Source organism: Streptomyces sp. CGMCC 4.7035 (assembly GCF_031583065.1).
GTDB lineage: Bacteria > Actinomycetota > Actinomycetes > Streptomycetales > Streptomycetaceae > Streptomyces > Streptomyces yaanensis.
On the sequence record NZ_CP134053.1, the window covers coordinates 5,079,760 to 5,096,446 of the forward strand.

Genomic DNA, 16,687 nt, shown 5'->3' on the forward strand with positions numbered 1-16,687 from the left:
TGTTCCTAGTCGAGCGGTCCGCCGGCGACGTACAGCACCTGGCCGGAGACGAAGCCGGCCGCTTCGCCCGTGAAGAAGGCGATGGCGTTGGCGATGTCCTCGGGCTCGCCGACGCGCTGCACGGGGATCTGGGTGGCGGCGGCGGCCTTGAAGTCCTCGAAGCCCATGCCGACGCGCGCGGCGGTCGCGGCGGTCATGTCCGTGGCGATGAAGCCGGGGGCGACGGCGTTGGCGGTGATGCCGAACTTGCCCAGCTCGATGGCGAGGGTCTTGGTGAAGCCCTGCAGACCGGCCTTCGCGGCGGAGTAGTTGGCCTGGCCGCGGTTGCCCAGCGCGGAGGAGGAGGACAGGTTGACGATACGGCCGAAGCCCGCGTCCACCATGTGCTTCTGGACGGCCTTGGTCATCAGGAACGAGCCGCGCAGGTGCACGTTCAGGACGGTGTCCCAGTCGGCGGCCGTCATCTTGAACAACAGGTTGTCGCGGAGCACACCGGCGTTGTTGACGAGGATCGTCGGCGCGCCCAGCTCCTCGACGACCCGCGCGACGGCCGCCTCGACCTGCGCCTCGTCCGAGACGTCCGCGCCGACCGCGATGGCCTTGCCACCCGCGGCGGTGATCTTCTCCACGGTGTCCTTGCACGCGGCCTCGTCGAGGTCGATCACCGCGACGGCACGACCCTCGGCGGCCAGTCGTACGGCGGTGGCGGCGCCGATGCCGCGCGCGCCGCCGGTCACGACCGCGACCCGCTGCTCAGTGGTGGACATTGCTGGTTCTCCTCGCCCTTGGAAAGCCTGGAACGCCTGGAATGCCTGCGGAAAGCCTGCGGCTCCCACGGTACGCCCGTCAGATGAGCGACCGCTTAGTACCTTCAGCAGACGTGACGCTAGAAGCCCTGGCACCCGGTGTCAACGGCACACCCGGTGCGTGTGATCCATTACCTCACCAGCAGGTCCAGCAACCGCTCCGTCTCGGCCGCCGGATCCACGGTCAGTCCGGTGTGCACGGGGCCGGGCTGCACGACCGTGGAGCGGGGCGCGATCAGCCAGCGGAACCGCCGCCCGGGGTCGTCCTGCGCCGCCTGCCCGGCCGCCGCTCCCCCGGCGCAGACACCCTCGACCGCACCGAGCGCGGCCCGTACGCCGACCACGTCCGCGTCCGGATCGAGGGCCAGCAGCCTGGCCTCGTCGAGGTGGGTCCGGGCACCGACGTAGGCCTTGGCCCGGCAGTACACGATCACGCCCGCGTTGATGCACTCGCCGCGCTCGACGCGCGGTACGACGCGCAGCAGGGCGTACTCGAAGACGTCCCGGTCGCCGCCCTGGCCCGCCCTGATGATGTGACGCTCGGTCACATGGCCGGCCATGTGGATGTGGTGCTCGCTCACTTGCCCCCCTCGATGCCGTTGATGCGCTCATGGATGACGGCGGCCCGTGCCAGCAGCGGCCGCGCGTAGGCCCGCCGAAGGTCGTCGGGTGCGTCGAAGCCGGGTTCGTCGGCCAGCCATACGTCGGGGATCTCGGCGGTGACCTCGGCGAGGAGCTCCTCGGTGACCAGGGGCGCCAACTCGGCGGCGGCCCGGGCGACATCCGGGGCGAAGCGGCCGAGGGCATGGTCCGAGGCGTCGTAGGGCCGGGCCGCGGAGGCCTCGGCGCCGGGCCAGTTGTGGTGCCAGATCATGGTCGCACCGTGGTCGATGAGCCACAGTTCGCCCCGGTGCATCAGCAGGTTGGGGTTGCGCCAGGACCGGTCGACGTTGTTGATCAGCGCGTCGAACCAGACGATCCGCCCGGCCTCCTCGGCGCACACCCCGAAGGCGAGCGGGTCGAAGCCGAGGGCACCGGAAAGGAAGTCCATGCCGAGGTTGGTGCCGCCGCTGGACTTCAGCAGCTCCTGCACCTGCTGGTCGGGCTCGCCGAGCCCCAGCAACGGGTCCAGCTCGATCGTCACCAGCCGGGGCATCCGGAATCCCAGCCGGCGGGCAAGCTCGCCGCAGACGACTTCGGCGACGAGTGTCTTGCGGCCCTGTCCCGCGCCGGTGAACTTCATGACGTACGTGCCGAGGTCGTCTGCCTCGACAAGGCCCGGCAGCGAACCACCCTCACGCAGCGGCGTGATGTAACGGGTCGCAGTGACCCCCGTCAACACTTTCCCAGACCCAACGACTCTTTTGCCTTACATTCCACGGTCAACCTCAAGTGTGTGCAACCAAGGGAACCGTCATCGATCAGCCCTGGGGAGAATCTGGGGAGTTTCGGCCGGCACGCCGATCCCCCTCCCTACCGAGCAGCCGATCAATGGCGGCGCGCCCCTTGCTTCCGGCCTCCGGCATGAAGTGAGCATAGTAACCAAGCGTGACAGCCGGCGAAGAGTGCCCGAGCCCCAGCGCATCCGTGGCCGCGCCTTCGCCACTCGGGCCGCGGAATGGACCGAGGGACGTGGCCTGAACGTCACGAAGCCGGCCTCCGCCGTCAGTCTCAGGCTCTTGAGTCTCACCGTCCGCCGGATCCCATGCCCTGAAAATCCCCACCGGGTGCTCAGCAGACGGACAGACCTGCTCTGTTGATCTCCCCACCTCGGATCCGGGAGTGGGGCCTGCATCAGGTCGTGCGCACGCCAGGCGCCACATGTCACCGCCACCGGGCCCGTTGGGCTGCGGTGGCGGCGGCGATGGCGTGTGGGAGTTGGTCAGCGGGTGGCCTTGGCGGCCGACCCGGTTCCTCATCTCCGGGCTGTACGGCCGCGTCACCCCCCGGTCGTGCGCCCAGTTGCCGTCCTTCGAGGCGCGATCGCGCTGCCCCAGGCCGGAGCCAGCCGTGACGGCAACGGCAACGGCAACGGCAACGGCAACGGCAACGGCAACGGCAACGGCAACGGCAACGGCAACGGCAACGGCAACGGCAACGGCAACGGCAACGGCAACGGCAACGGCAACGGCAACCCGAACGTATCCCCCGGCCACACTGTTCTCGTCCCGAAGTGATGGATGCCTCCAGACGGGACGCCGTGTCACCCGACTTCCGCGCGGACGGCCGGTGGGTTCGTCCGGACACCGCCGCCTCCTGCCCGCGCGAGCACGGCCGCAGCGGAGCCAGAGCCGATGGCTCACCCCCTCACCCCGCAAGAGCCCCCACCGCCGGATGCGGAATCAGGTAGATCCTTTAGGCCGATAGAGCCTTGACGAGTAGCTTGGCGAGGGGTCCTGAAGACGCGGGGTTCTGCCCGGTGATGAGGTTGCGGTCCACGACCGTGTAGGGCTCCCAGGCGGGACCCCGCGAATAATCCGTGGGCAGCTTCTTCAGCTCGTCCTCCAGGAGCCACTTGGCCTTGTCGGCGAATCCGACTCCGGCCTCCTCCTCGTTGCAGAATCCCGCTACACGGTAGTTCGCGAAAGGCGTGTCGCCGTTCGCGTCACGGGTCGCGAGGAAGGCAGCCGGGGCATGGCAGACGACGCCGAGTGGTTTGCCGGAAGCGAGGGCCTCCCGCAGGAGCGCCCCGGAGTCCGGGTCGACCGCAAGGTCTTCCATCGGGCCATGGCCTCCGGGGTAGTAGACCGCGTCATAGTCCTCGAGACGTACCTCCTTCAGGGAGATGGGGTGCCGCAGCTCCTCCGCCTTCTCGATCACGGCCTCCTCCCGGAGGGAGTTTTCCTCGCCGCCCGCCATTCCGGGCCGCAGGCTCATCGTGTCCACAACGGGTACGACCGCCCGCGGAGTTGCCACGGTGACCTCGTGTCCGGCATCGGTGAACACGGTGTAAGGCGCCACGAACTCCTCGGCCCAGTACCCGGTGGGGTGCCGATGCCCGTCCTTCAGGGTCCAATAACTTGCGCCGGTCATCACGCACAGGATCTTGGCCATGGGATGCTCCTCGCTCCTCTTGACGACGTCACCCGGAGGCACAGAACGACCAGTTTGATACCTACGCGACAAGTGTGAGTAGACATCTTGAAATCTGCAACTTGCGACCGATCTATGCACGCGTAGCGTATATGAGCAATAGAATTCTGGCACCGAAACATAAAATCAGCGCGACACGAACACCGGGATTTGAATATCAAGGGAAAGAGTCTCGCTACGTCCATTCCAGGCAGATCCACCACCATGAAGTAGCCAATGCGATTGCCTGCGAAAGCGGGAGTCTCCAGTGAAGGCATCCGGATTTATGCGGCCCCAAATTCGGCCGTCGCCGACACTGCGGCACAACGAGGACTGACTCAGTAGAAAATTTCGGAGGATTGCCGTGATCAAACCCTATGGCCCCTACGATTTCATGCCGCCGATCAGGACCTTCTCGTTGACCTCCGATTCCGTGGCCAACGGCGAGCAACTGGCCCGCGAGCAGGTGAGCGGCATCCTGGGAGCAGGCGGATTGGACATCTCACCGCAGCTGAGCTGGTCCGGTTTTCCCGAGGAGACGCGGAGTTTCACTGTGGCGATGTTCGACCCCGATGTGCCTACCGCTTCGGGCTTCTGGCATTGGGCTGTGGCCAACCTGCCTGCCTCCGTGACCGACCTTCCGGCCGGGGTGGGAGACGGCAGGGATCTACCGGGTGGCGCGGTGACACTGGTCAACGACGCCGGCTACCGAAGGTACCTCGGTCCGGCAACGCCTCCAGGCAATGGTCCGGACCGCTACTTCCTCGTGGTGCATGCCGTCGACGTGGAAGAACTAGATGTGTCCGGGAAAACAACCCCTGCCTACCTGGAGTTCCTCCTGTTCAGCCACGGAATCGCGAGGGCGACCCTCTACGGCACCTTTGAGCGGGCCTAGCCCGATCGTTCATGAGGGCCCGTCAGCGCGCTGACGGGCCCTCATGCAATCGCCCTACTGCTTCCAGTCCTCGGCGGCGTCGACGATCAGGTTCTTGACCGCCTGCGGGTGGGAAACCAGGGAAACGTGCGAGGAGTTGATCTCCACTGTCTTACGGGCATTCGCCCGCTTCGCCTCGAACAGCTCCAGGGCCGGATTGATCGCCTGGTCCTGTCTGCCGACAAGGACGTATACGGGCTTGTTCCGCCATGCGGCGCCGGTGAGCTTGTCCGCGAACGCCGAGAGCGCGATCGGGCGCTGGGTGGCGCCCAGGATGTCGGTCTGACTCGTGGGCAGGTCGGCGGCGAAGACCTCGTGCAGTTTGTCCGGCTGTACGTAGACGTCCGTGCCGGTGGTGCCGTCACCGTTGCGGAAGGGCACCTGCTTCAGGGCCTTGGTGAGCGGGGCGGGAGCGAACTTCGCGGAGAGGCTGGAGAAGGACTCTCCCGCATCCGGCATGATCGCATTGATGTAGACGAGGGCCTTGACGTTGTCGTTTCCGACGGCGGCCTGGGAGATCACCTCTCCGCCGTAGGAATGGCCGACCAGGACGATCGGTCCCTTGACGGACTTCAGGAAGCTTGCGAGGTAGGTCGAGTCCTGGGGAATGCCGCGGAGCGGGTTGGCCGGTGCGGCCACCGTGTAGCCGTTCTGCTGGAGCCGCTGCACGACACCGTTCCAGCTCGACGCGTCGGCGAAGGCGCCGTGCACGAGCACGATGGTGGGCTTCTCCCGGCCGGGATCACCGCCCGGACCACCAGCCCGTGCCGTTTCGGCTGTCAGTCCGGAGGTGATACCCGATACGGCCAGAAGAGCCGCACCCCAACGGGCAATGTTCACGGTGCGGCGGGACGCGCGGGATATTCGCATGCCGGTCCTTCGGTGCGGGGACGTCGGACGACGCCCGGGATTCCATATTCGATGGCACCTGATGGCTTGTCCCCGTGCAGGGGCCATCCGAGTGAACTCAATCGGTTGTGCCAAGTGCACCCGCCCACCAAGCCGCTCCTCCACGGGGCTATTTATTCTCATCTGGACGCCCAGGTGGCCAAGAGAGAGAATCCAGCGGCATCGCTGCCGCGGGCTGTGGTGGGAAAGAATTCGTCGCCAGATTCCAGGGAGGTCGGCCTCTCGCGTTCCGCGATCAGCCCGAGGGTCCTGCGGTCGACACCTGCGATGGCATGGAACAACCCCCTCACCGACTGCCTGTTGGAGCGGATGAGACTCGGTGTTGCTTGAAATCAGGACGCCGCCGGTGCCAGGTGCAGCATTTTCATCCTTGACCCGAGTGTGCTCGATCCCCAGTTCGTCCAGCCACGCCCTCCAGGCGGCGCGTACGTTCTGAGGTCAGGCCGACCCTGGTCGGCGAAGAACCTGAGCAACTGGGCATTGACATCGTCGGCGTGCGCCCAGCACAGGCCGTGGACGGCGCCCTCGATGGCCACGTACTCGTTCGAAGGGATGACGCTGGCGACGGTTCCGATGGGTGACGCGCCAGGTACGGCGTCACCCCGGAGATGATCGCGGCCCGCCGTAACCCGGCCGGACCCGAAGGGGCCCAGATAGCGGGCGACTTCGCCGGCGCCCATGGAGTGCCCGGCGAGATCGATGTCCCGCAGGTCCAGGGTGGTCAGAAGCTTGTCCAGGTCGGCGGCGAAGGTGTCGTAGCCGGTGGCGGGCTGGCTCGAGCGGCCGAAACCACGCCGGTCGTAGGTGACGACCCGACGCCCGGCCGCCAGCAGGGCGCGTTCTTGGCGCTCCCAGGCCCGGCCGCTGCGGCAGGCCGAGGCAGACGGCTCTCGAGTCGAATCCAGCCGCAACGATGACCCCTTGGCGCATTCCTGCCGCAGCGGCGGCAAGAACACGTTCGTCGTAGTAGCGGGTACGGACGCCCAGGTAGGTCGCCAGCATGTACCAGGCCTCGGTGAGGTCACCGCTGTCCCGCTCGGGCCCGGTCGGGAGCGGGGCATCCGGATCCGTGCGGATGGTTCCGCGCACGAGATCGACCGTTGCGGTGGCCGGCGCATCGTCGAAGAGACGGTCCTTCCTGCGGCTCTCGACGGCCCGCATATGAGCGGTCAGCAGGCCGGTCCAGCCGATCCCCGCGGGAAGAGATTTCGAACCTCCCCCGGTTTCCCAGGGAGGCTCCTGTCGCGCTTCGCCTTGCTGCACTCTTTGTTCCATTCCTTCTCGAAGTACGAGAATTCATCGGACGTGCATCACTCAGTCGCGTCGAGGTCCGGGGCGGATAGCGCTGATTCTCCGTCGGCGAGTACCCGGCCGGATAGAACATCAGCGCCTTGCGGATGGCGCGTCGAGACAGCGGCGATCCTTGCCCATTGGCTGGCAGCCGAAGGAACCGTGTCTAAATGATGTTCAGGTGGTCGAGGAACGGGGTCGCGGCGTGTGTGTCCCCGGTGATGTGGCAGCGGTCGCGCCAGGGTTTGCGGGTGGTGGCCCAGGCGATGAAGTCGAGGGCCGTGCTGTGGATCCGGGTGGCGGTGGAGTCCGCTCCAGATGTCACGGTCAACTGTCCATCCGGTGCGGTCGCGGGGAGGATCGTGATGGTGGTCGCGCCCGGTCCGGTCAAGTCGAGGACGAGGGGCCGGCGGACGGTGGCGGTGAGTGCGGATCCCTGCATCCGTGGAAGGCCGGCGAGCATGAAGTCGATGGCGGAGGCGACCTGGTCGTCGGTCGGTTCCGGCAGCTTGAACGGGAGCGGGCCGTCCGGGGCGAGCAGGTCGTTGCGCAGGTGACAGAAGACGTTGAACGCCATGGTGTTCGCCAGGAGATGGCGCGGATACGTCCCGAGCCCCGCCACCTCGACGGGATCGTTCTTCGGCAACGAGGGGTCGGGCGGGGGCGGGGGCGGGTCCACGGCCTCGGAGGCGAGCGCCGCGAGGTGGCTCCGCCCGCTGCTCTTACGGGCGGCCCGGTCGCGGCACTTCACAAGCCTGTCAGGCCAACCACCCGACCTTCCCGAGTTCACGCTCTGGCGGGGGCGCCGCCTTCATGCTGCATCGAGACCTGTGCTTCGGCCCCAGGATTCCCGTAGGTCCGCAAATATAGCGAGCCTCCTTCACGCAGCGGCGTGATGTAGCGGGTCGCGATGACTTCCTTGAGCATCGCCCCAGGTTCCTGGCGTGCCGGCGGACGCAGGAGGCGACCTGTCGGCGTCCCTGTGCCGGGCTGACAGCGAGGCGACAGCTGTGTTTTACGTCCGCCTCATCTCGAAGGCGTCAAGATCTCGACACCGTCTGAACGGCCATTGCCCGCAGGCCGTACCACCGTGCAGATCTCACAGACCTCCGTGTCTACGAAACATCCGTGGAAGGGAACGTCAGCATGACCAGCGAATCGTTTCAGCCCGTCTCGGCACCGGCCCGCCGCACCGTCGTGGCGGCGGTCGGCGCGACGGGACTCGCCGTCGCGCTGACCGCGTGTGGAGGCTCGGACGACAACTCCAGCAGCAGCGTGAGCAGCGGCAGCACCGGCGGAGGCGACAACGCGGCGGCCGGCTCCGGCGGCACGGTGCTCGCGAAGACCTCCGACATCCCCGAGGGCGGCGGCAAGGTTTTCGAGGCCCAGGGCGTGGTGGTGACCCAGCCGGCTGCGGGCCAGTACAAGGCCTTCTCGTCCAAGTGCACCCACGCGGGCTGCGCGGTGAAGGACATCTCGAACGGCGTGATCACCTGCCCGTGCCACAACAGCCAGTTCTCCGCCACCGACGGCAGTGTGAAGAAGGGTCCCGCCACCCAGCCGCTGGCCGCCGCGAACATCACCGTGTCCGGGGACGAGATCAAGCTCGCGTGACCTCGCGCCCCCTCACGCCCGTGCCCCCCGGCGCGGTGGCTTGAGGCAGGCCAGCACCTCGTCCGTGGTCGCGACCGTGGCGACCAGTGCGAGCGTGTTGCGGATCATCGCGGGGGTGTAGTCGGAGGGCACCCCCGCGATGGCGTCCGCGGGTACGAGGGCGGTGTAGCCGCGGTTGACCGCGTCGAACACCGCGTTGGGGATCGCCACGTTGGCCGAGACGCCCGTGACGATCAGGGTGCGGCAGCCCAGGTTGCGCAGCAGCGCGTCGACCTCGGTGCCCGCGAGGGGCGACAGTCCGTGCAGCCGGCGTACGACGAAGTCCTCCTCGGCCACCTCGATGGGCGCGGCGACGCGCACCGCCGTGGTGCCGGACAGCTGCTGGACCGGGAGCCGTTCGGCCGCGCGGAAGAGGCGGGCGTTGCGGCTGGCACCGCGGCCGTCCGGCCGGCGTTCGGCGATCGCGTGGATCACCTGCGTCCCGCATTCGTGAGCGGCCGCGACCAGCCGGGCCACGTTGGCGAGCGCACCCGATGAGCGCGCCTCCCTGGCCAGTTCGGGCAGCGCGCTGTCCGGACCGACGACGCCCTGCTGGCACTCGACGGTGAGCAGGACCGTGGTCCGTGGGTCCAGGAGTTGGCTGAGCTGTTCGTACGACGGCATGGCTCCCCTTGTCGTCGACGGTCGGACGGGCGAGAGTAGCGACCGTTGCGGGCGGACGGAAGTACGACCATTGCGGGTTGGCGGAAGACCACCCATTCTTTTCTGACGTGATGTCAGAGGATCTCTCTGGCACGACGTGGGAGAAGAAGAGGGGGACCGGATGTCCGACACTCAGCGCCGGGGCCGGAAGATCATGATGACATCGGGTGAGCTGGACGAATTCCTCACCACCCAGCGCACCTGCCGAGTGGCCACCGTGTCGGCCGACGGCGCCCCGCATGTGAGCGCCCTGTGGTTCGCGTGGGACGGCACCTCGCTGTGGCTGTACTCCGTCGTCCGCAGCAAGCGCTGGGCCGATCTGAGCCGCGATCCGCGGATCGCCGTCGTCATCGACACGGGCGAGGAGTACGAGCAGCTACGAGGCGCCGAGCTGTCCGGCACAGCGGAGTTCGTGGGCGAGATCCCCCGCACCGGAGACCTGTGCGCCGAACTCGACGCCCCGGAGACGCTGTTCGCGCGCAAGAACTTCGGTCTGGAGGAGATGCCGTACGACGGCCGCCACGCGTGGATCCGGCTGACGCCAAAGAAGATCGTCTCCTGGGACTTCCGCAAGCTGGGTTCGCTGTAGCCCACGCGGCGGGGCGTTCGGCAGCCGCCGGGGCGAACCTTTCACGGCCGCCCGCTCGGACGAACCACCGGGCGCACCGCAGCCGCGCGCTCGGACGAACCACCGGGCGTACCGCAGTCGCCCGCTCGGACGAACCGCCGGGCGCACCGCAGCCGCGTGCTTGGGCCTTCTCTCGCCGCTCAGTCGGCCGAGACGGCCTGCCCCGCCGTCCTCAGCGCCTCCACCGCCGTCCGGATCGACGGGCGGCGGTCGGCGTCGGCCCGCCACACCACGTAGACGTGCCGCCGTACCCGCTGGCGCACCGGCACGGTCACGACCCCGGCCGGCATCGGATCGCGCCCGAGCAGCGGTGCGATGCACACGCCGAGCCCGGCGGCGACGAGCGCCAGCTGCGTATGCGTCTCGGCGGCTCGGTGGCCGATGCGGGGCTCGATGCCCTTGGAGCGCAGGGTGAACATCAGCCACTCGTGACAGAAGTCGCTCTCGCGCCAGGTGATCCACTCGTCGTCGGCGAACTCCCCGAGGTCCACCTCCGCCCGGTCGGCGAGCCGGTGCCCGGCCGGCATCGCCACGTCCGCCGGGTCGTCGAGGATCGCCGCCTTCACCAGGCCCTCGGGCAGCGGCATCGGCTTGTTGTACCAGTCGAGGACCACCGCGAGATCGAGGTCGCCGCGCACCACTCCGGCGATTCCGGCCTCGGGCTCCAGCTCGCAGGAGCGCAGCCGCAGCGCGGGGTGCTCGGCGCGCAGCGCGGCCAGCGCGGTCGGGAACAGTCCGCGCGCGGCCGTCGGAAAGGCCGACAGACGCAGCTCGCCGGCCACCTGCCCACGCTGGGCCTCCAGGTCGGCCTGGGCGAGTTCGACCTGCGAGAGGATGCGCGCCGCGTGATCGGCGAGCAGCCGGCCGGCGTCGGTGAGCCGCACGCCCCGCCCGTTCTTGGCCAGGAGCCGCTGCCCCACCTCCCGCTCCAGCTTCGCCATCTGCTGGGAGACGGCCGACGTCGTGACGTGCAGCCCCTCGGCCGCGCCGCTGACGGAACCGTGCCGGGCCAGGGCGTCGAGGGTGCGCAGGCGCTCCAGGTTCAACACGTAAGCAATACTACGAGGTACCCGGCGCGAAATCTCGATTGTGCTACGACATCGGCTGCGCCATCGTTACGCCCATGAGCCCCGTCGCCAGCCGGCCACCCACCACCTCCGCCCCCTCCCCCTCCTCCGCCACCACCTCTCCGCCCCGTCGCCGGCCCGCCCTCGACTGGCGGATCCGCTTCGGCGTCCTCTCGCTGATCTGGGGCTTCAGCTTTCTGCTGATCAAGGTCGGGACCGAGGCGTACGCCCCGTTCCAGGTCACGCTCGGCCGCCTGGTGTTCGGCACGGCGGTGCTCGCGGCCACGCTGGCCGTCCGGCGCGAGCGCCTGCCGCGCGGCGCCCGCGTCTGGGGACATCTCACGGTCGCGGCGTTCCTGCTCAACGCGCTGCCGTTCTCGCTCTTCGCCTACGCGGAGCTGACGATCCCGTCGACGCTCGCCGGAATCTGCAACGCGACCTCGCCGCTGTGGGGCATGGTCCTGTCCCTGGTCGCGTTGTCCGAGGACCGGCCGACGCGGCGCCGGGTCGCGGGGCTGGGCATCGGCTTCCTCGGCGTGCTGACGGTGCTCGGCGCCTGGCAGGGCTTCGGCGGCCTGGACCTGACAGGCACCACGATGGCTCTGCTCGCCTCGCTCAGCTACCCGGTCGGCTGGATCTACGTCCGCCGCACCCTGGCCGGGACGGGCCACTCCCATCTGTCGCTGACCGGCGCGCAGCTACTGCTGGCCACCGTCCAACTCGCCCTGGTCACCCCGCTGTTCACCGCCCTGCCGAGCCGCTTCCCGGTCGTCCCGCTGCTCGCGATCGCCGCCCTGGGCGCCCTGGGCACCGGGCTGGCCATGCTGATCCAGTACGGCTTGGTCGCCGAGGTCGGCCCGACGACGGCGGCGATGGTCACGTACTTCATCCCGGTCATCGCCACCGCGGCGGGCGTCGCGGTCCTGGACGAGTCGCTGACCTGGTCGACCCCGGTCGGCGCGGTGATCGTACTGGCGGGCGCGGCGCTGACCCAGACCGGCCCGACAAGGCATCCGATGAGACGCCACCAGTCCGCCCGGTCCGGATCCGAGGCCGAACCCCAGCCCTAGACGTAACTCCGGGCAGGGGCCGGGCCGACGGCGGAGGCGATCGCGTCCGCCAGCGGCCCGGTCTCCTCCGCGGTCAGCGCCGAGACCGTGATCCGGATGCCGGGCGGCGCGCTCATCCTGAAGCGGCCGCCCGGCGCGACCGCCCAGCCCGCGTGCAGCAGCCGCGCGACCGCGCCGGTCTCGTCCGGCACGGGAACCCACACGTTCATCCCGCTGCGTCCGTGGGCCGTGACACCGCGCTGGGCGAGCGCACGGATCAGCGAGTCCCGGCGCGCGCCGTACGCCGCCGCCACCGCGCGCGCGTCCACCGCCCCGTCGACCCACAGCCGCACCACGGCCCGCTGCACGATCCGGCTCACCCACCCGGGCCCCAGCCGCTGCCGCCCCCGGACCCGGTCGACGGTGACGGTGTCCCCGGTGAGTACGGCGAGCCGCAGGTCGGGGCCGTACGCCTTGGCGACCGAGCGCACGAAGGCCCAGTGCTGGGTGACCCCGGCGAGGGGGTGGAGGGGGACGTCGACGATCCCGTGGCCGTGGTCGTCCTCGATCAGCACGGTCCCCGGATGCTCCCGGAGCACCGAACGCAGGGCACGCGCGCGCGTGGCGCTCACCGCCGCACCGGTCGGGTTCTGCGCCCGGTCCGTGACGATCAGGGCGCGGGCCCCGGCCTCCAGGGCACCACGTACGTCGTCGGGGCGCGGTCCCTCGTCGTCGACGCCGACGGGAACGGTGCGCAGCCCGAGTGCCGGGACGAGGTCGAGGGTCCTGCCCCATCCGGGGTCCTCCACGGCGACCGTGTCCCCGGGCTTGAGGTGGGCCGCGAGGACACGCTCGACGGCGTCGAGCGATCCGGAGACCACGGCGAGCGGCCCCTCCGGCACCCCGTCGGCGTTCAGGCCGGCCCGGGCGATGCGCGCCAGCTCCGGTTCCACGGCGACGTCCCCGTACAGGACCGGCGCCCGGTCGCCCTGTGCCGCCGCCACCGCGAACGCCTGCCCCAGCGGCGGCAGCAGTGCCGGGTCCGGATTGCCGCTCGACACGTCGCGCACACCCTCGGGCACGTCCACGCGAATGTGGTCACGCCCCGTCGTGGCCGGCGCGGGCCGCACCCGACTGCCGCGGCGCCCGGCGGTCTCGATGACTCCGCGCTCGCGCAGGACGCGGTACGCGGCCGCGACGGTGTTGGGATTCACACCCAGCTGTACCGCCAACTCCCGCATGGGCGGAAGTAGTTGTCCCGGTTCCAGCTCCCCGGCCCCCACCGCACGCTCGACGCTGGCCGCAATCTCTGCTGCGCCACGCCCCTCGATCCGATATCCTCCTAGCACAAAGCAAATTATGCACTAGTGCAATGGAGACCGCAATGCAGGGGACCCAGCAGCCGACGTCGCCGCCCACCACCGCCTACACGCCGACCGACCGCACCGTCCCCACGCGCTCCCCGGACCGGGCGTCGTACGACAAGGAACTGGTGCACGCGATACTCGACGAGGGCTATGTCTGCCACCTCGGCTTCGTCCGCGACGGCGCGCCGGTCGTCCTGCCCACGCTCTACGGCCGGGTCGGCGAGCGGCTCTACGTCCACGGCTCGACCGGCTCGCGCCCGCTGCGGATGACGGGCGAGGCCGACCCCGGGCTCGCGGTCTGCCTGACGGTGACGCACGTCGACGGCCTGGTCCTGGCCCGCTCGGCCTTCCACCACTCGATCAACTACCGTTCCGTGGTGGTGCACGGCATCGCTCACCAGGTCACCGATCCCGAGGAGCAGCGCACGGCCCTGGACACGCTGGTCGACCACGTCGTGGCGGGCCGCGCCGCCGACTCGCGGCCCGCCAACAAGAAGGAACTGGCCGCCACCGCCGTGATCCGCCTCGACCTGGACGAGGTCTCCGCCAAGGTGCGCACGGGTGGTGTGAACGACGAGCCCGAGGACCTCTCCCTGCCCCACTGGGCCGGCGTGATCCCGGTCCGCAGGGCATACGGCTCCCCGCTCGCCGACGCCGATCTGGCCCCCGGCACCGAACTCCCTGACTATCTGACGGCCCTGTGATGCTGATCCATCCCTGGGACGCACCCCGCGACGACGCCGAGTGGCAACGCTGGCTCGGCGCCCACGACTTCGGGCAACTCGCCGTCAACGGCCTGCCTGGCGAGCCGCCGTACGTCCAGCCGCTCCACTTCGCCTATGACGCCGAGCGCGGCGAGGCGGTGGGCCACCTGGCGCGACCGAACCCGCTGTGGCCCGCCCTGGAGGCGAACCCGGATGTAGTGCTGAGCGTGGTCGACGACTACGTGTATGTGCCCGGCCCCTGGCAGGCTCCGCCGGAGGGCCCGTCCGAGCACGGCGTACCCACCAGCTTCTACGCGGCCGTCCAGCTCCGGTGCACGGCTCATGCCGTCGACGATCCGGCGGAGAAGGCGAACCTGCTGAACCGCCAGCTCGGCCACTTCCAGCCGGAGGGAGGCTCCGCCCGGGCGGCGGCGGGCGAGGCACCGTACGGCCGCATGATGTCCGGCATCCGCGGCCTGCGGCTCGAAGTGACGGGGGTACGGGCGAAGTTCAAGTACGCCGGTAAACGGTCGGAGGAGGTCCAGGACCGCATCGCGGCCGCACTGGCGGAGCGGAGCGGTCCGCATGACGCGGCCGCGCGGGAGCACCTGCTGCGCAGGCGCGGGGCGTGAGCCCGGGAGGGTGTGGGGCATGCAACAGGCAGTGACGCAAGGCCCGATGCCCGGCCTCGCACCCTCCCTGTCAACCGGGACCCGAACGGGCCTCATGGGTGCTGCCCCTTGGGCGGGCGGCGGCTCAGCGCCCTACGCGGCCGCTTCGCGAGCCGACAACTCCCTTTCCCCGCCGCCGCTCGCCACCGGCTCCGCTGATCCCTTCGCGGGCGCCGACGACTGCGCGATGAACGCGCCCACCAGGACGACCGCCCCGCCGATGATCTGCGGCGCGGAGAGGTGCTCGCCGAGCAGCACCCAGGCCAGGACAGTCGCGATGACCGCTTCGAGACAGGCCACGACGCCCGCGACCTGGGGCGAGAGCCTGCGCACGGAGACCACTCCGGTGATGTACGAGAGGACCGTGGCGATCAGGACGATCCAGGCCAGCAGCGCGACGGCCGGAACCTGTGTGCCGTTCATGTCCGCGGTGCCCTTGAGCACACCCCAGTCCATGTTCCAGGGACGGGCGACGACGGTCAGCAGTGCGGCCCCGACGAGCAGGCCGTACGCGATGACGCCGAGCGGGTCCGGGGTCTCGCCGCCCGCGTCGCTGCCCTGGTCGGACAGGACGAAGTAGCCGACCTGGCAGCAGGCGGCGCCGAGCGCGAGCAGCAGCCCGAGGGCATCGAAGCTCAGGCCCGACCAGACCTCGACGACACAGGCGAGTCCACCGACCGCGAGAACCACGCCGACCGCAGCGGCACGCGTCACGGGCCTCCGCTGGACGAACCGCACCCAGCCGAGCACGAGCGCGGGCGCGAGGTATTCGATGAGCAGGGCGACGCCGACCGGAATACGGGAGAGCGCGGCGAAGTAGCAGGCCTGGACACCGGCCACGGCGAGCAGGCCGAACCCCGCGAGCAGCGCGGGACGGCGGCGCAGCAGCGCACGGTGGCGTACCGCGAGCGGCAGCATCACGAGCGCGGCGCCCGCGACCCGCAGCCACACCACGTGGAGCGGGTCGAGCCCCGCCTGGATCAGCGGCTTGGCCGCGACACCCGATCCGCCGAAGGCGACCGCCGACCCGAGGGCGAGCCCCAGGCCGACGCCTCTGCCACCGCTGCCCTGACTGCCCTGAGACGTATGCACCGGCACATGATGACAGGCGACGACATGAGCGTCACCCCCTAAAGCACCTGTCTCAGAGGCTGGACCGCTCGGAGACCGGACCCCGACACCCGACGAACCGACTCGCAGCCCAGCGGGGTTCAACGGGCGGCGTCCCCCGTCCCCGCGCACCTCCCGGCGTACTCCTCCACCGCGGCCGCCGTCTCGATCCGTACCGGCAACGCCCGTACGTCGACACCCGCGTGCTCCAGGACCTCGACGGCCCGTGACTCGGGGTCCGCGACGATCGCCGCGAGCAGATCGAGCCCGCGCGCGAGTGCGTCGCCGCGCCGCCGAGCGCGCCCGTGCGCCGCGTCCATGGCGCTCGCCGCCGTCGGCGACCAGCCCTCCGGCTCGCTCAGCACCGGCAGGGCGCCGGAGTCCTCGACGGAGCTCTGCCAGCGCAGTCCGTAGCCGATGGAGCGCTGGACGAGGTAGCCGAGCAGCCGCGCGACCTGCGGGCCGTCGAAGACGGCGCGCACCTCGGCGTCCGACTCCAGCAGGGTGTGCAGCAGATGCGCCGTGTCGATCTGCCGGTCCCCGTCCCGCAGCGACCTTCTTCGGGCGCCCGCGACTACCGCTGCCAGCTCTGCGGTGAGCCTGGCATCGAGGTCCGTGTGGTGCGTGCCGCGCTCGGCGGCCGGCCGCTGGGAATGACGGGGTGGCACACCCCCACCCCATCAGCCCCAGCGGCTCGGGGCATCCTCGGCGGGCAGCATTTTCGCGTCCGACACAGGGTGGGCATCGGCGACCCGCCTCTCCTC

The 16,687-nt window shown here is 69.9% G+C and carries 20 protein-coding genes and 1 pseudogene; 7 read left to right on the forward strand and 14 right to left on the reverse strand.

The features are described from left to right. Positions 1–5: 5 nt before the first annotated feature. The 3 genes from fabG to Q2K21_RS22085 form a co-directional block, all read right to left on the reverse strand. Positions 6–767: a 3-oxoacyl-ACP reductase FabG gene (fabG, locus tag Q2K21_RS22075; RefSeq protein WP_310773679.1), complete on the reverse strand. Its 762-nt coding sequence runs from the start codon at positions 765–767 to the stop codon at positions 6–8. 170 nt (positions 768–937) lie between these two features. Then, the gene (locus tag Q2K21_RS22080; protein WP_310773681.1) at positions 938–1,387 is read right to left on the reverse strand and encodes a DUF3037 domain-containing protein; all 450 of its coding nucleotides are present in this window, start codon (positions 1,385–1,387) and stop codon (positions 938–940) included. After that, on the reverse strand, positions 1,384–2,148 hold the full coding sequence (locus tag Q2K21_RS22085) for a HipA family kinase (protein ID WP_310773682.1): 765 nt from the start codon (positions 2,146–2,148) through the stop codon (positions 1,384–1,386). The genes Q2K21_RS22080 and Q2K21_RS22085 overlap by 4 nt, the downstream gene beginning before the upstream one ends. A gap of 610 nt (positions 2,149–2,758) precedes the next feature. Between Q2K21_RS22085 and Q2K21_RS22090 the strand changes: the two genes are divergently transcribed. Further along, complete coding sequence (locus Q2K21_RS22090) at positions 2,759–2,983, forward strand: hypothetical protein (RefSeq protein ID WP_310773683.1); 225 nt, start codon at positions 2,759–2,761, stop codon at positions 2,981–2,983. Positions 2,984–3,161: 178 nt separating this feature from the next. On the opposite strand, the gene Q2K21_RS22095 is transcribed toward Q2K21_RS22090, so the two are convergent. Then, a complete protein-coding gene (locus tag Q2K21_RS22095) occupies positions 3,162–3,860 on the reverse strand; it encodes a type 1 glutamine amidotransferase domain-containing protein (RefSeq protein WP_310773685.1) in 699 nt (232 codons plus the stop codon). A 382-nt stretch (positions 3,861–4,242) separates the two neighbouring features. On the opposite strand from Q2K21_RS22095, the gene Q2K21_RS22100 reads away from it, so the two are divergent. Next, a complete protein-coding gene (locus Q2K21_RS22100; RefSeq protein WP_310773687.1) occupies positions 4,243–4,773 on the forward strand; it encodes a YbhB/YbcL family Raf kinase inhibitor-like protein in 531 nt (176 codons plus the stop codon). Between the two features lie 54 nt (positions 4,774–4,827). Here Q2K21_RS22100 and Q2K21_RS22105 read toward each other — a convergent pair whose 3' ends face one another. From Q2K21_RS22105 to Q2K21_RS22120, 5 genes and pseudogenes are all read right to left on the reverse strand, one after another. Further along, positions 4,828–5,682 (reverse strand): alpha/beta fold hydrolase, encoded by an 855-nt coding sequence (locus Q2K21_RS22105; protein ID WP_310773688.1) that lies wholly within the window; start codon positions 5,680–5,682, stop codon positions 4,828–4,830. 371 nt (positions 5,683–6,053) lie between these two features. Continuing rightward, a complete protein-coding gene (locus tag Q2K21_RS22110) occupies positions 6,054–6,632 on the reverse strand; it encodes an alpha/beta fold hydrolase (protein WP_386277085.1) in 579 nt (192 codons plus the stop codon). A 31-nt stretch (positions 6,633–6,663) separates the two neighbouring features. Then, positions 6,664–6,996 (reverse strand): annotated as a pseudogene (locus Q2K21_RS35880) (hypothetical protein); the annotation flags it as partial. A gap of 181 nt (positions 6,997–7,177) precedes the next feature. Then, positions 7,178–7,762 carry a hypothetical protein gene (locus tag Q2K21_RS22115; RefSeq protein WP_310773690.1) on the reverse strand — a complete coding sequence of 195 codons (585 nt, stop codon included), beginning with the start codon at positions 7,760–7,762 and terminating at the stop codon, positions 7,178–7,180. Between the two features lie 35 nt (positions 7,763–7,797). Further along, on the reverse strand, positions 7,798–7,938 hold the full coding sequence (locus Q2K21_RS22120) for a hypothetical protein (RefSeq protein ID WP_310773692.1): 141 nt from the start codon (positions 7,936–7,938) through the stop codon (positions 7,798–7,800). Between the two features lie 219 nt (positions 7,939–8,157). Between Q2K21_RS22120 and Q2K21_RS22125 the strand changes: the two genes are divergently transcribed. After that, a complete protein-coding gene (locus Q2K21_RS22125) occupies positions 8,158–8,625 on the forward strand; it encodes a Rieske (2Fe-2S) protein (protein WP_310773693.1) in 468 nt (155 codons plus the stop codon). A gap of 12 nt (positions 8,626–8,637) precedes the next feature. On the opposite strand, the gene Q2K21_RS22130 is transcribed toward Q2K21_RS22125, so the two are convergent. Next, positions 8,638–9,288 (reverse strand): cysteine hydrolase family protein, encoded by a 651-nt coding sequence (locus Q2K21_RS22130; protein WP_310773696.1) that lies wholly within the window; start codon positions 9,286–9,288, stop codon positions 8,638–8,640. Between the two features lie 160 nt (positions 9,289–9,448). Here Q2K21_RS22130 and Q2K21_RS22135 point away from each other — a divergent pair, with 160 nt between their 5' ends. After that, positions 9,449–9,916 (forward strand): pyridoxamine 5'-phosphate oxidase family protein, encoded by a 468-nt coding sequence (locus Q2K21_RS22135; RefSeq protein WP_310773698.1) that lies wholly within the window; start codon positions 9,449–9,451, stop codon positions 9,914–9,916. 179 nt (positions 9,917–10,095) lie between these two features. Here the strand turns inward: Q2K21_RS22135 and Q2K21_RS22140 are convergent, their stop codons facing one another. Beyond that, entirely contained in the window at positions 10,096–11,004 is a 909-nt protein-coding gene (locus Q2K21_RS22140; RefSeq protein ID WP_310773699.1) for a LysR family transcriptional regulator, read from the reverse strand. Between the two features lie 74 nt (positions 11,005–11,078). Here Q2K21_RS22140 and Q2K21_RS22145 point away from each other — a divergent pair, with 74 nt between their 5' ends. Beyond that, positions 11,079–12,092 carry a DMT family transporter gene (locus tag Q2K21_RS22145; protein WP_386277092.1) on the forward strand — a complete coding sequence of 338 codons (1,014 nt, stop codon included), beginning with the start codon at positions 11,079–11,081 and terminating at the stop codon, positions 12,090–12,092. Here the strand turns inward: Q2K21_RS22145 and Q2K21_RS22150 are convergent. Continuing rightward, positions 12,089–13,420: an aminotransferase class I/II-fold pyridoxal phosphate-dependent enzyme gene (locus tag Q2K21_RS22150; protein ID WP_310773703.1), complete on the reverse strand. Its 1,332-nt coding sequence runs from the start codon at positions 13,418–13,420 to the stop codon at positions 12,089–12,091. The two genes, Q2K21_RS22145 and Q2K21_RS22150, sit on opposite strands and share 4 nt — an antisense overlap. 35 nt (positions 13,421–13,455) lie before the next feature. On the opposite strand from Q2K21_RS22150, the gene Q2K21_RS22155 reads away from it, so the two are divergent. Together Q2K21_RS22155 and Q2K21_RS22160 are read left to right on the forward strand one after the other, a co-directional pair. Beyond that, complete coding sequence (locus tag Q2K21_RS22155) at positions 13,456–14,142, forward strand: pyridoxamine 5'-phosphate oxidase family protein (protein ID WP_310773704.1); 687 nt, start codon at positions 13,456–13,458, stop codon at positions 14,140–14,142. Continuing rightward, on the forward strand, positions 14,142–14,774 hold the full coding sequence (locus Q2K21_RS22160; RefSeq protein ID WP_310773705.1) for an FMN-binding negative transcriptional regulator: 633 nt from the start codon (positions 14,142–14,144) through the stop codon (positions 14,772–14,774). Before Q2K21_RS22155 ends, Q2K21_RS22160 begins: the two co-directional genes overlap by 1 nt. A gap of 132 nt (positions 14,775–14,906) precedes the next feature. Here the strand turns inward: Q2K21_RS22160 and Q2K21_RS22165 are convergent, their stop codons facing one another. After that, on the reverse strand, positions 14,907–15,911 hold the full coding sequence (locus Q2K21_RS22165) for an EamA family transporter (RefSeq protein WP_310773707.1): 1,005 nt from the start codon (positions 15,909–15,911) through the stop codon (positions 14,907–14,909). A gap of 113 nt (positions 15,912–16,024) precedes the next feature. Beyond that, positions 16,025–16,591 (reverse strand): Clp protease N-terminal domain-containing protein, encoded by a 567-nt coding sequence (locus Q2K21_RS22170; protein WP_310773710.1) that lies wholly within the window; start codon positions 16,589–16,591, stop codon positions 16,025–16,027. Positions 16,592–16,687 lie beyond the last annotated feature (96 nt).

Coding starts and splice junctions, on each gene's coding strand:
- fabG (WP_310773679.1), bottom strand. CDS start 767: ATGTCCACCACTGAGCAGCGGGTCGCGGTCGTGACCGGCGGCGCGCGC.
- Q2K21_RS22095 (WP_310773685.1), bottom strand. CDS start 3,860: ATGGCCAAGATCCTGTGCGTGATGACCGGCGCAAGTTATTGGACCCTG.
- Q2K21_RS22105 (WP_310773688.1), bottom strand. CDS start 5,682: ATGCGAATATCCCGCGCGTCCCGCCGCACCGTGAACATTGCCCGTTGG.
- Q2K21_RS22120 (WP_310773692.1), bottom strand. CDS start 7,938: ATGCTCAAGGAAGTCATCGCGACCCGCTACATCACGCCGCTGCGTGAA.
- Q2K21_RS22125 (WP_310773693.1), top strand. CDS start 8,158: ATGACCAGCGAATCGTTTCAGCCCGTCTCGGCACCGGCCCGCCGCACC.
- Q2K21_RS22130 (WP_310773696.1), bottom strand. CDS start 9,288: ATGCCGTCGTACGAACAGCTCAGCCAACTCCTGGACCCACGGACCACG.
- Q2K21_RS22135 (WP_310773698.1), top strand. CDS start 9,449: ATGTCCGACACTCAGCGCCGGGGCCGGAAGATCATGATGACATCGGGT.
- Q2K21_RS22145 (WP_386277092.1), top strand. CDS start 11,079: ATGAGCCCCGTCGCCAGCCGGCCACCCACCACCTCCGCCCCCTCCCCC.
- Q2K21_RS22155 (WP_310773704.1), top strand. CDS start 13,456: ATGCAGGGGACCCAGCAGCCGACGTCGCCGCCCACCACCGCCTACACG.
- Q2K21_RS22160 (WP_310773705.1), top strand. CDS start 14,142: ATGCTGATCCATCCCTGGGACGCACCCCGCGACGACGCCGAGTGGCAA.